Source organism: Bacteroides togonis, assembly GCF_900130135.1.
Taxonomy (GTDB): domain Bacteria; phylum Bacteroidota; class Bacteroidia; order Bacteroidales; family Bacteroidaceae; genus Bacteroides; species Bacteroides pullorum.
This window is the reverse complement of record NZ_LT670820.1, coordinates 3,188,770-3,202,674: the sequence shown is the minus strand read 5'-3', so window position 1 is coordinate 3,202,674 and position 13,905 is coordinate 3,188,770. Positions and strand designations below refer to the sequence as shown.

8 protein-coding genes are annotated in these 13,905 nt (G+C 45.1%); 1 reads left to right on the top strand and 7 read right to left on the bottom strand.

What is annotated here, in order from left to right; all coding sequences use genetic code 11:
* Positions 1–10: 10 nt before the first annotated feature.
* Positions 11–1,501: an alpha-L-fucosidase gene (locus tag BQ8005_RS13450; RefSeq protein WP_075318414.1), complete on the bottom strand. Its 1,491-nt coding sequence runs from the start codon at positions 1,499–1,501 to the stop codon at positions 11–13.
* 652 nt (positions 1,502–2,153) lie between these two features.
* Here BQ8005_RS13450 and BQ8005_RS13440 point away from each other — a divergent pair.
* A complete protein-coding gene (locus BQ8005_RS13440; RefSeq protein ID WP_075318412.1) occupies positions 2,154–3,617 on the top strand; it encodes a VapE domain-containing protein in 1,464 nt (487 codons plus the stop codon).
* A gap of 442 nt (positions 3,618–4,059) precedes the next feature.
* Here BQ8005_RS13440 and BQ8005_RS13435 read toward each other — a convergent pair whose 3' ends face one another.
* The 6 genes from BQ8005_RS13435 to BQ8005_RS13410 all read right to left on the bottom strand — a co-directional run bounded on the left by BQ8005_RS13435 (position 4,060) and on the right by BQ8005_RS13410 (position 13,793).
* Entirely contained in the window at positions 4,060–5,625 is a 1,566-nt protein-coding gene (locus BQ8005_RS13435; RefSeq protein ID WP_075318411.1) for a sulfatase family protein, read from the bottom strand.
* A 97-nt stretch (positions 5,626–5,722) separates the two neighbouring features.
* Positions 5,723–7,363: a RagB/SusD family nutrient uptake outer membrane protein gene (locus tag BQ8005_RS13430; protein WP_075319240.1), complete on the bottom strand. Its 1,641-nt coding sequence runs from the start codon at positions 7,361–7,363 to the stop codon at positions 5,723–5,725.
* A gap of 5 nt (positions 7,364–7,368) precedes the next feature.
* Positions 7,369–10,626 carry a SusC/RagA family TonB-linked outer membrane protein gene (locus BQ8005_RS13425; protein WP_234984094.1) on the bottom strand — a complete coding sequence of 1,086 codons (3,258 nt, stop codon included), beginning with the start codon at positions 10,624–10,626 and terminating at the stop codon, positions 7,369–7,371.
* A 275-nt stretch (positions 10,627–10,901) separates the two neighbouring features.
* Entirely contained in the window at positions 10,902–11,879 is a 978-nt protein-coding gene (locus tag BQ8005_RS13420) for a FecR family protein (protein WP_075318409.1), read from the bottom strand.
* Between the two features lie 52 nt (positions 11,880–11,931).
* A complete protein-coding gene (locus BQ8005_RS13415; protein WP_075318408.1) occupies positions 11,932–12,525 on the bottom strand; it encodes an RNA polymerase sigma factor in 594 nt (197 codons plus the stop codon).
* Positions 12,526–12,611: 86 nt separating this feature from the next.
* On the bottom strand, positions 12,612–13,793 hold the full coding sequence (locus BQ8005_RS13410) for a DUF418 domain-containing protein (RefSeq protein WP_075318407.1): 1,182 nt from the start codon (positions 13,791–13,793) through the stop codon (positions 12,612–12,614).
* Positions 13,794–13,905 lie beyond the last annotated feature (112 nt).

Genomic DNA, 13,905 nt, shown 5'->3' with positions numbered 1-13,905 from the left:
ACAGCAAATATCAGTCGACTTCCTGAACATATATCTCGTCAATCGATGGAGGCAAGGAAGCATTCAGCACTTTCAGACGAATTTTGTCTGTCTGATAGATATAAGGAAATCTGATCACCTTACAATCTCCCATCGGTTCGTCAGAAACATATACACACTCCCAATCGCCATCTTTCCAGATATCGATACGATAGGATTGTATCCGATTCACACGTTTGTTCGAGAAGCCGTCAAAAGAATTCACCGCATCACAATGCTCAAACACTACGACCTTGTTGAACGATTTCATGCCGTCGAACGAAATGACGAGTTCCGCATGCACATCGTCCGCCGCCCAACGGGTTTGCATTCCTCCGTCGATCGCATAAGCTGCACCATACTGTTCTTCATTGTTTTCATAAACCGATGAAGCCGTAGCCATCCCACCCTCAGTCAGCCACGCACTTCCTACGGGCAGCGGGCGGTCTTGATACAAATGCAAACGTTCCTTGTTCAACGCAATGATATGATTGGCCTCATTCTCGCGGATACGTCCCGTCTGATCGGGAGGGACATTGACCACCAATGTATTGTTGCCCGAAGTACACCAATAGAACAATTCTTCCAATTCATCCAGGCTACGCACCGTTTTGGGGGTATTCTTCTGAAACCAGTTCCACTCCTTACTGATGCAGACCGTATGCTCAAACGGCAGATAGTAGGAATTCCCACCATACAGATATTGCTTCTTGTCAAGCTTGTGCGCAATCTTAGGATCCCACAAGCGGAAATCCGTAGGGAAGTATTGCAGATAATACTTATTGTCCACCAGCATCGAATCCGGCAAAATATGTTTACGGCTTCCTTCACGATCGACCACCGTATGATTCACCCCGATAGCACAGTTAGGTTGCATCTTCTTCACCTCGGCATATACACGAGGAAGATCCCAATCCTTTACAGGACGGTCCCAACCGCCATCAAACCATAATTCACAAATCGGACCATAGTTCAAAAATAACTCCCGAAGCTGCCCAATCATATAGTCGATATATTTCTTCGGATCCTTATCACGATACGACGGTTCGTGCCTGTCCCACAACGAATAATAAACACCAAATTGAAGTCCATATTTCCGACAGGCATCCGAAACCGCCTTTACCACATCCGTCTTAACGGGCGAAGAAGCCACATCGTAATCCGTATATTGGCTGTCCCATAAGCAGAAACCGTCATGGTGCTTCGTTACGAGCAACACATATCGGAAACCAGCATCACGTGCCACCCGTACCCACTGGTCACAATCCAAACGTGTCGGGTTATATTTATCCACCGGCACTGTCCCGTCCGACCATTCATCGCCCGAGAAAGTATTCACCCCAAAATGAACAAACATACCATACCCGCGCTCTATCAGTTCACGCTGCGTCTGATTAGGCTCCTCAGCCGGCGTGATGGCTTGCCCATACGTACAACAAAGCCCTGCTATCAGCAGAAAGCCCAATAATAAATATTTTTTCATGTCCTATTTAGTTTAAACAATCCACGACAAAGATAGGGAAAGTTGAAAGCAGAAGAAACAAGCTTGCTTGATTTTTTTGCTGAGACGCCTCCTATCTTATCAAAAGATAGGGAAAGTTGAAAGCAGAAACAAATGAAAACATAGTTTTCAATATCCCCTTTCACCAAGTCCATAGTTACACTTCCCAAGTCCCTCTTTACGCCCGTCAAGTCCATGTTTATACCAGCCAAGTTATCTTCCCTATTCTCCAATGTCCCCTTTGACACAAAACACCGTTTTATTCTCAAGAAAGCATTGCTTTACAAGGAACAAAACACCGTTTTACCGAAAACGATGCTTTCACATTCATAAGTAAAAATACGTTTACCCTAAAATGGCTTCACGGCTTCACAATCGTCGTATCTTACTTTAAACGTGAGAGTTATGGTGAAAGCAAAAGCGTACAAATACGGGGATTAGGCATGTTTCATTGCAAAATGCTGAATTTAAACAGTTTACAATGAATTCACAGCCAATAAGCTCTGAAATCAATTTGTGAAAGCAATGCAATGTTGATTTCCGTTGATTATTGTTGATTATCGTCCGTTATTTACGTTGAAAAACTTGACTTCGCCTTTTTGATGTCGTATCTTTACGAGAAAAAGATACGCCTATGAATCTGATCTGCCAATTGAGAGATTTCTTTTTTCGTGAAGAACCATCCGTTTCGTCGTACGACCGGCTGCTTGCCGACCTGAACCGTGCTTGTTCCAGTCTGCCCGAAGGACAGGCCTTTCTCGTGACAGGCGACGGCGAGTTCACCGTCCGCCTGACTTGGAAGCCGCAACAGGCGAGCCCTGAAAAGCGCATGTTCAGCCTGAACGGGCAGGATGAGGTGACAGAATGGATAGAAGCCGCTCCAACTGCTACGAAAGAACAAAAATCTGTAGATATAGAAAAAAGAGAAAAGGAACCGAAACAAAAGCGGATGATACAACGCCTCTCACGCTACCTGAAGCTGCACTACGCTTTCCGCTACAATCTGCTGACGGAGCGGACGGAATGTGCCCGTCTGAATGCAGAAAAAGCCGATGAAGCTCACCATCTTACTTATACACCCGTAGACAGCCGCACCCTGAACGGCATTGCTCTCAGTGCCATCGAAAACGGTGTGGAGTGCTGGGATCGTGACATCAAGCGATATGTGGAATCCGACCACGTACAAGCCTACCATCCCTTCGAACTCTATTTCAAGAACCTGCCCGAATGGGACGGTAAAGACCGCGTAACGGAGTTGGCAAAACGTGTATCCGATAAAGACGTTTGGGTACGTTCCTTTCACCGCTGGATGCTGGCCGTCACAGCTCAGTGGACAGGCTCGGGCAACCGTGGCCGCAGGGCCAATAGTGCGGCTCCGCTTTTGGTCAGCCCCACACAGGGGTTGGGTAAATCCACTTTCTGTCGTATGTTGCTCCCCCAAGAATTGCGTGATTACTTCACAGAGAGCTTCGACCTGACCAACGCCTCGTCGGCGGAGAACAAACTGGCCTCCTACGGTCTGATCAACCTCGACGAGTTCGACCGCCTTCCCGTCAGCCGGATGCCCCAGCTGAAGAACCTGATGCAGATGGAAGACCTTCGTGTGCGCCGTGCCTACCGCCGTTCAGCCGAAGCCTTGCCAAGAATTGCCTCATTCATTGGCACGAGCAACCGCCGTGACCTGCTGACCGACCTTTCGGGCAGCCGCCGTTTCATTTGCGTGGAAGTGGAGCATGCCATCGACTGTACGACCCCCATCGACCACGCCCAGCTTTATGCCCAATTGCTGCATGAGTTGAATAACGGCGAGCGTTGTTGGTTCAGCAAGGCCGAAGAGGCAGAAATCCAGGCTGCTAACCGTCCTTTCTACCGCATAACGCCCGCCGAAGAACTTATTGGCAGTTGCTTTGCGTTTGCCGAGACAGGCGAGCAAGGTGCCCGCCTGATGTCTGCGGCAGATATTTATACCGTGCTGAAGAAAAAGAATCCCGCTGCCTTAAAAGATTGCTCCTGTACTTCGTTCAGCCGCTTGTTGGCCCAGTTGGGGCAAAGGGTACACACAAGGTATGGGAATGGGTATTGGGTGAAGAGAATATAAACTGACTAAAAGGACTGTCTCAAAATAAAAAAGTATAATCAAAACGTTATGTCATTTAAAGGAACGAAGTGAGGGATTTGGATCCGCAAGTAACGGTTTTAAAGAATCTTCACTTTGTTCCCTGAAAATAACAAACGTTTATATTCTCCCTCTAAAGAAACATCTATCGTTCTTTATAGAAAAGTCGAGGCTGTCTCAAAATAGAATTGCAAAAGTAAAAATCTTATAGATTGAAACTTAGAAGTAAAAAACTCCTGCTTTAGCCCTTGCTTATTGCAATTATAGGACTAAAAGCAGGAGATTATTATGTTGTAGCTTATAGATTGCAAGTAAGCCTATCTCTATTTTTTATTTTGAAACAGCCTCCTTTTCAAATTCCGAAACATCCGAAACTTAATTTGAGACTTTTTCATTTTGAGGCATGCATTATCTCCCCATCCTATCACGGTTTCAGATTACCTGCCCGAACCTTGCGTAACAACATTTCAAAGTCAAAAACGATTTTAGGATATTGAGAAGCTACATCCTCCTGTTCGTCCAGTTTATCCGTCATACGATACAATTGCGGCGTACTGTTGTTACCAGTCTCAATCTTAGGTCCCCATGTTATCATCTTCGGTCCATCATTCGGTTCAATATATTTCCACTCTCTCGTACGCACAGAAAGAACATGATTTGCCGATTGTTCAATCACCCAAGGCCGATCTGAATTATCAGTTCCCAACAAGTTTCCCAAACGATCAAAACTGTCAGGAGCACTTCCTTCGGGCAACTTAGCGCCAATCAGTACACCCAACGAAGCCATCCAATCCACCTGCGACATTAAGACATCTGACTCTTTGCCCGGGCAGATACTCTTAGGCCAACGTACAACACACGGAACCATTGTACCACCTTCATATGCGCTATATTTATTCCCTCTATACGGGCCCGTAGGCTTATGATTACCAAGCAATTCCTCAGCCTGATCCAGATATCCGTCATCTACAACCGGACCATTATCGCTCGAAAGTATAATCAGTGTATTGTCGGCTATACCCAATTCTTCAAGAGTCTGCATAATCTGCCCAACACTCCAGTCGAACTGCACAATCGCATCACCCCGCAAGCCCATGGACGATTGTCCGCGGAAACGTTCATGCGGAAAACGAGGAACATGTACATCATTCGTCGCAAAATACATAAAGAAAGGTTCATGCTGATGAGCCTTGATAAAATCCACAGCATGGGCTGTAATGGAATCAGCAATATTCTCGTCTTTCCACAAGGCCTTGCCTCCACCTTTCATAAAACCAATACGACTGATGCCATTAACAATGGACATGTCATGTCCGTGGCTGGGCTTCAAATTATAGAGTAACTCGGGATTATCTTTTCCGGTAGGTTCATCTGGAAAGTTCTGAATGTAACTTACTTCAATCGGTGCGGAAGGATCATAATTGGACACCATTCCGTTCTCTATAAAAACACAAGGCACACGGTCGGCGGTGGCAGCCATAATATAATGATAATCGAAACCCAAATCATCCAAAGAAGAGGGTAACGGAGCATTCCAATCCTGTTCACTAGTCTTCTCGCCCAGTCCTAAGTGCCATTTACCAAAAGCTCCTGTCGTATAGCCACAATGACTGAACATATCCGCCAAGGTATATTGCCCCGGACGGATTATCATCCCAGCATTACCAGCAGCCACATCTGTTCCTGGTTTACGCCAGGCATACTCACCTGTTAGCAGTGAATAGCGCGAGGGTGTACTGGTAGCAGCCACAGCATGCATATTTGTAAAACGAATACCTTCAGAAGCCAGCTTGTTCACATTAGGTGTCTTCACGCCTTCTGCACCATAACACTCCAAATCACCATATCCTAAATCATCTGCATAAATAATCACCACATTGGGCTTTTCCTGTTCCTGCACCTTTTTATTCTTTTTAGGTGTTTCTGCTCCTGCGGCTATTCCAGCCAGCACAGGAGATAATAAAGTGAAAGTTAGAAGAGATTGTTTCATAAGTTATTTACATTATAAAGTAATATTAAACATACCGGAACTTAAACTGTCACAGTCTTTCATTCCGGTATGCCCATTCCTTTTTCACACCAATGCGTTATTCACGAAGATTCGGATTGACGTTCTGTTCGGATATCGGGATTGGCCACTGATAATCCTGCGGATTGCGGAAGTCACGACGACCGACATACCAACGGCAATGTCCCGTCGGGTCCACTTCCTTAGTAGAAGTGGCATACAACGGAGAATCGGGATAAGGAGCGCCCCAGATTTCTCCGACCAAAACTTCATGCGCAATCCCCCATCGCAACAGATCCCAATAACGGATACCCTCAAAGGCCAGTTCCACACGACGCTCATTTCTCACCAGTTCACGCAATACAGCCGGATTTGTCTCGGTCTTGGGCGGCATGTTTACATCCGCACGTGAACGAACCTTATTGATGGTAGCGTCCAAAATAGACTGATTAATAGACTGCCCACTCTCTATCAAACATTCCAAATAGCTCAATAGAACTTCCGCATAACGTATTATGGGAGTCACAGCGCTATAACTGGTTAGATCGGCAATAGGATTCTCATCAAAATATTTACGCCACATATAGCCTGTTTTAGATGCTTCGGAAGAATAGTCAATACGTTCTTTCAACGAGGCATCATAATCAGGGCTCATACGATATTCCGTCCCCATGAAAGTGCTACCATTATAATAGATTGAATAATCCAAACGAGGATCGCGGTTCTCGCCTAGATTATTCGGATTATAACGAGAATCATCATAACTGAAAGGAGTACCATCTAAAAATTCATACGCTTCAAACAAACCAGCCGAAGGATTGGACAAGCTCCATCCGCCATCCTTGGCCGACAAAATCTGCTGAGGGAAACCAGCACCGAAGAAATTCTCCAGATAAGCGATATAATAGATATTTTCCTTGTTTCCCACGCCGGTTCCCGGCCAAAACAGTTCGCTATATTTGGCATGGATATCATTGTCACCATAATCAATGATTTCCTTATAAGCAGCAGCTCCTCCAGCCCAATCTTTCTGCAACATACAAGTCCGCCCCAGGAATGCCAGTGCTGCCTGCTTGGTGGCACGGCCCGTTTCGGAAGAAGCCAGATCCTTGAAACGCGGCAGATCGGCAGCGGCTTCCTTAAATTCATTTGCACACCAAGACAGAATATTAGCCTGCGTTTCTTTCTTCACATTATTCGACTCTTCACCGGTCAGCACTTCCGTCACCAAAGGCACATCCTTAAAATAACTGGCTAAATAATGATATTGTGTAGCACGCAAGAAACGAGCCTCGGCTATCATCCTCGTCTTACTCTCCGAATCGGAAGCCGAAGCAATACCTTCCAAAAAGCGGTTACACTTGCCGATACGTGAATAGGCAGATGTCCAATAGTTCAGAATAAAGGTATTCGTATTCGTCAACTTGCCACTTGAAATGTTAAAAAACGGATTGCTTTCTCCGCGACGGTCAAAAGCATTGTCCGACAAATGTTCCATCAGAAGCAGGCCGTGATAAGACCAAAAGTCCGAAACACTATACTCAAGGCCGTTCGTTATCCCCCCTCTATACAAAGAAGTCAACGCCAACGACGCATTTTTCTCCTGTTCCCAAAAAGTCTCTTCAGAAAGATCAGTTAACGGAACTCGCTCCAGGTCACACGACTGAAAAAAAGTGGTAGCCGCCAACAGAGCCAAAGCTGTATATTTTATATTTTTCATATCCATCAAAAATTTAAAGTTAAACCAAAGGTATAAGTAGACATGATGGGATAGTAATTGCCATTATCATTCCCATTTTCCGGGTCCCATCCTTCGTGGAACTTGTTAAAACTAAGAGGATTGTCCATCGACACATACAGCCGCAATCCGCTTGCGCCGAACTTCTTGACAACAGTCTGAGGCAAAGTATAACCCAACTGGATGTTACGCACCTTTACATACGAGCCGTCCAAGAGCCAGAAATCCGATGTCAACGTATTGTTCGAACCCGCATTCGACATTACTTCCAATCTTGGATAGCCAGGATAACGGTTATCCGTCTGCACGTTCCAGCATTCCTCCATTTGCCATTTCTGGATATTTCCTTCGCCATAGAAGGCCCAACCTGAATAGCCGGAAAGATAGCTGTTCACATGGGCTACGCCTTGAATCAACATGCTGAAATCAAATCCTGCATATTCCGCCCCCAAATTCAATCCAAAAGTATATTTCGGAATGGAAGAGCCCAAGAATACACGATCGTCGGCATTCACAATGCCGTCGCCTGTCGTATCCACATAACGGATATCACCAGCTACGGAACCCGGAGCAATGCTACTTTGGTCATACCAGTTAGCCACTTCTGCATCGGACAGAAAGACACCATCTGTCTTATAACCATAATACATATTCATTGGATAACCAATAAACAAATCGCTTCCATTACCTACCATACCGTTGTTCTGCTCCACATTACCTACACCCAAAGTCAACACTTTATTGTTGATAATAGAGAAATTTGCATTGACATGATACTTGAATTTGCCAATCTGGTTTTGATGACCTATCTCAAATTCCCAACCCTTATTCTCAACTTCACCGGTATTGACTTCAGATACATTCAGACCGAAGATAGACGAATAGCTGGCAGAAGGTTTGTAAAGGACGTCAGTTGTCTTGCGATAGAAATAAGAAGCATTAAGAGTAAGCTTATTGTTAAAGAACGCCGTTTCGATACCGAAATCCATCGTACGCGTACGTTCCCATTTCAAAGTAGGATCCACATAAGTGGTAATTGAAGCCCCCTGGGTATAGACACCGCCAAACACATAATTTTGTCCCTGACCAAGAGTATACACCGACTGATATGGATAATTACCTATATTATTATTGCCCAAAACGCCGTAAGAAGCTTTCACCTTCAGATTGTTAAACCATTCCAAATTCTCATTTTCTTTCCAAAAAGATTCTTCTGAAATACGCCATCCTACCGCTACCGAAGGGAAGAAACCGTATTTTGAATCAGAAGGGAAGCGGGACGAGCCATCATAACGCATGGTCGTTTCAAACAAATAGCGCTGGTCATAATTATAAGTCAAACGTCCAAACACGGATTGAATAGCCCAATCATAACCTCCCCCCGAATTGGTTTGTCCGTCAGCTCCGCCGGCATCTAAATAAGGAACATCATCAGAAGGATAATTCATGCGATAACCGCCTACACCACGCTGGCTTTCGTCCTCCCATGTATAACCTACCAACACTGCCAAGTTATGCTTTTCGGCTATTGTCGTGTTATAATCAGCCAATGCCTGAAATGTTTTGTACGCGGTACGAGTCATATCATCCTCAAGACTGGAAGGTCCTGTACTTCTATCACCCGTCAACGTCATATCGGCACGATAGTGGCGGATATGATTCAAGCTATAGTTATAGCCTCCTATGGCCTTTAAAGTGAGCCCCTTGAGTACTTTCCAAGATAACTCGGCACTCCCTTCAAATCTGTCATTATCCTCACGATAGAAAGAAGCACATTCCTGCCATGCCACAGGCGTACCCTGCAATTTCGGCCCCAGCCCATACTCACCATTCTGTAATCTCGTGGGTACCAAACCCGGATAACGAACGCCTTGGCTAATGATTCCTTTATAACCAGCTTGATCCAGAATACCCGGCGTCGAAGGTTCATGGCGATCCGATGTCATACCATTCACACGGATGCTCAAGTCTATGTTCTCCGCCAGCTTTGCATTCAAGTTCAAACGAGCATTATAGCGATTAAAATAGTTATTTTCCAGTAAACCATCCTGACGCAGATAGCCCAAAGAGGCCATATATTGCACACGGTCATTACCTCCGTTCACACTCAAGTCATGTTTGGTCTGAAAAGCATGGCCACCGAGCAAATCCTCCAGATACATTTCGTCAGCATAATTGTCAGGATCCGAACCGTCACGATATTTCTGAATTTGTTCCTTGGTATACGTTTCAGTCCCCATAGCCATATTATAAAATTCCGCATACTCATAAGAATGGGCCATTTGGGGAAGTTCGGTAGCCTGGCTCATGCCTACAGATCCATTGTAGACGACACGAGCCTTTCCTTCTTTGCCTCTTTTGGTTGTTACAAGGATGACGCCATTGGCTGCACGCGAGCCATAAATAGCTGCTGAAGAAGCATCTTTCAGAACCGAAATATTGTCAATATCAGCAGGGCTCAGGGTATTCAAGTCACCAGGTAAACCGTCCACTAATACCAACGGGTCGGGAGTGGCACCGAAAGAACCTACACCACGAATACGGATGGTACCTCCATCCTGACCAGGATTACCGCTGGTCTGCGTAATAGTCACACCAGGCATCTGTCCGGTCAACATATTCGTTACATTGGGAGTAGATCTCGCTTCCAAGACCTTGCTGTCTACCGTAGAAATCGAACCGATTACATTCACTTTCTTCTGGGAACCATATCCAACGACTACGACCTCATCCAGCATCTCCATATCTTCTTTCAACACAACACTCAATGAAGACTTTTCACCTATAGGCACTTCCAATGTCTGAAAACCAATATAAGAAACTGTCAATTGACCATCCTCTGGTACGTCAAGCGTAAAATTTCCATCTAAATCAGTAATACAACCAATTGTAGTACCTGTTACCTTAACATTCGCACCAATAATTGGCTCTCCATTGGCCGATTTCACAGTACCAGACACGCGCTTATTCTTCGATAGAGTAGCTTGCTCCTTCAGATCACTGATAACAATGGACTTTGGAGATACAATAGTATACGTCAGATTACGCCCTTTTAATACCTCGTTGAGCACAACAGAAACACCGACCTGACGTTTCGAGATAGTAATGTCACTTTTGTCATCCACCAACGTATTCCGATAGGAGAAACGATAGGTAGTCTGTCCCTCAATACTCTTGAAAACTTGCTTCAAGGTAGCGTTCTTCAGCTCGACAGTTACTTTCTGCTCTTGAGCAAAAGCTGTCATAATGCCTATACAGAAGAAACAAACCGCCACGCAAAGCAATCTCTGCAACTTTAATTGATTATTCATGTTTCTTTTCGGTTATTAGATTAATGATTACTGAAAATTAAAAGGTTTAACAAGCTTGTCTATAAGTAAAGACAAGACCAAAGCAAATTCGTACCAAAGAAAACACATGTTAAAGAACATATAAAACAAAAAAATCCTATTCCCGTACATAAAGCTTAAAGCACTATGCTGAGAAATAGGATTTAACCCAATGCTACCCTATCCAATCTTTAGTGTAAATTCACCAACCTTATGGTTCCATCCTTCAACGTGGCCTTCAGATGATACGAGTGTTCGATCACTTCCAATACTTCATTGATATTCGTACGACTCAGAACCCCTGTAAACAAATCATCCTGATAGTTTAATCCTTTTGTCTCTATAGCAATAGACACATGATAGATCTCCTCTATCTCTTCTAGAACCTCCGCAAACGGTACATTACGGAATACCAATTCCCCACGTCTCCAGGCAGAAGCATCTGTGGTATAACTACTTTCCTCAACAGTTACGGTTCCATGTATCTGATCTAAAATTGCTTTCTGATTGGGTGACAAGATAACACCCTGCCCGGTCTTCAAGGATTGGAAACGAACACTGCCTTCCTCCAAAGAAAGTTCTGCTGTGGCGTCGGCTGAACGGGCACGAAGATTAAAAGTGGTTCCCAACACAGATACTTTCAATCCTTTTGCAGTAATGGAGAAGGGACTGGAAGGATTCTTGGCTACACGAAAATAGCCTTCACCATCGAATGCCACCCGACGTTCGTCAGAATTGAAATTGGACAAATTATAAGAAAGGCGTGACTCGGCATTCAACGTTACTTGTGTACCATCCGGCAGAGAAATAGTTACCTGTTCTCCCTTACCTGTAGTGGCTACAAAATCTTTCTGAGAAAGAACGGTATTCTCCTGATACAAGTAAACGGTAGCGATCATAAAAAGAGGAAGAAGAACAGCTGCCGCGATCCGAAGCACCTTCCAATAGAGAGGCACAACTCGATGCGAAGGGAATAGCCGTTGGTCGATCCGCATCTTCAGTTCATCCAAACGATGGGTATCGCTCGAAGAAGCCTCAGCAGACTCCCAAGCTTCACGTAACGAATCTTCCAAACGGTCATCACTCATCGAGTTTACTTCCTCACGCAAACGTCTTAGTTCGTCAGGAGTCAAGTTGTCGTTTCTATATTTTTGTTGCAGTTTATCCATATTGTTCACAGTCTATTAGTAAAGACACTATTTTTTGCTTCGACGTACCATGCTAAAGCCATCTATTCACAATATTTAATATCAAGCCTGCCACAGAAAGTACCAGAACCTTGGCAAGTAGTTCACGAAGAGTTTTCAATCCCACGGAAAGTTGATTCTTTACCGTCTGTTCGCTCAACGAAAGACGTTCGGCTATCTCTTTATTGGATAGTTGAGAGAAACGCGAAAGAGTAATAACGCGTTGTTGGGTAGAAGGCAGCCGACGAATGGCATCCTTGACAATCTTTACATATTGTTCGTATTCTACCCGATCACAATCCTCGCCTGCAGACAACTCATTCTGATAATCCACATAATCTTCATAAACAGGAGAATTAAGGGTAGAGCGATAGGCATTGATAACGCGATGTTTAGAAATGGTGAACAACAAAGAATGCAAGGTCTCTTCCTGACGAATGGTTTCACGACTATTCCATAAAGCAACAAACACATCCTGCACAATCTCCTCTGCATCCTCACGAGATTTGGTATAATGTACGCAATAGGCCAGCAACCGACCGGCATAAAGCTTGTATATCCGGTCGAAAGCTTCCTTAGAGCCACGCTTCAGTTCCGCAATCAATGTATGTTCTCCCTGCAATGTCATTTCATATCAAAGGTATCAAGGCTTAATATCTGCATATACAACGGGCAAAAATAGATTTTTTTAGCTAATCTCAACACATTCTCCTACTAAAATCTCTTAGCTCCCAGCCAAGTCAGCTTCTTCCAGACCCATTCCAACGGTCCTTGCCTGTGACGACTGAGCCACCAGCGGCTGAAAAGGAGCTGAAGCATAAAGATACCCAAAGCTATCAGCAGACAGAGCGTGGCGCCCGTATAGCGATATAGCCCCAAACCGAAACCATAAAACAGAGTCACACCGACAATGGACTGAAGAATATAGTTCGTGAGGCTCATCCTGCCATAGGGAATGAACAGACGCTGAAACTTGAAACCCTCTCCTCGATCGTACCAAATCAGAGTGAACAAGCCGACAAGCACCACCATAAGCAAGAAGTTACTGATAGAAGGAAGAGCGATGTCGAGCGGCATGGCTAGCCGTGGACAACCCTCCACCCATGCCGGATAGGCACTCCTCACAATGTGGAAAGGTACAAACAGCACGGCAGCCCATAGCACCAGCCACTTCCAACGGCGTATGGAGGCCGGCGTATTCCTGAAGAGTTGCTCCCGACCGGCCACCATGCCGAAGAGGAACAAGCCTCCTATCTGAAAAATGCGACCGTTCTCTATCTGCCACAAGTTGCCGTACAGCTGGCCGTAAGTGATGTTCGACACGATGACTTCCCACACATTACCCGACTCCATGACAGGCTTGGCCAACTTGGCATAGGTCAACCAATGATTTCCATAATTAAGGAAAGGAATATCCAACAGAGTGCATAGCAAACGAATCCACTCCAAAGGCTGAAGAATCATGATAACGGCCACCGTCAGCACCACGCGGGTGGACAAACGACAAAGAGCCACCAACAGAAGCCCCATTACCGAATAGAGCAACAAGATATCGCCGTTGTAGAAAAGAGAATGCAGTTGCGAGAAAAGCAGCAGCAGAAACATACGCCAGACAAACCGCCCCCTGAAAGGCATGCCCCGACGGGCCGCATTGTCGAGCTGAATGAAGAAGCTGAAGCCGAAAAGCAGGGAGAAGGTAGAGAAAGCCTTCCCTGCCAGCAAGAACCAGGTGGTATTCCATACCTCTCTATCTAAGGCCGTTAGCCACTGGGGAGCACTTTCGGGAATGTAATACATATTGTAATGCTCAAAACAATGTACAATCACAATGGCACACAAAGCCAAGCCACGCAAGGCGTCGACCACTTCGATGCGGTTTGTCTGTGTCTGATTCATCCTTCTTTTCCGTTAAACGAATACGTTTATATTTTTTAATCTTATGACCTCACATAGAAAAGCAGCGCTTTACGAGGAGGAAAACACCGTTTTCCCTGGTGGAAAGCATTGC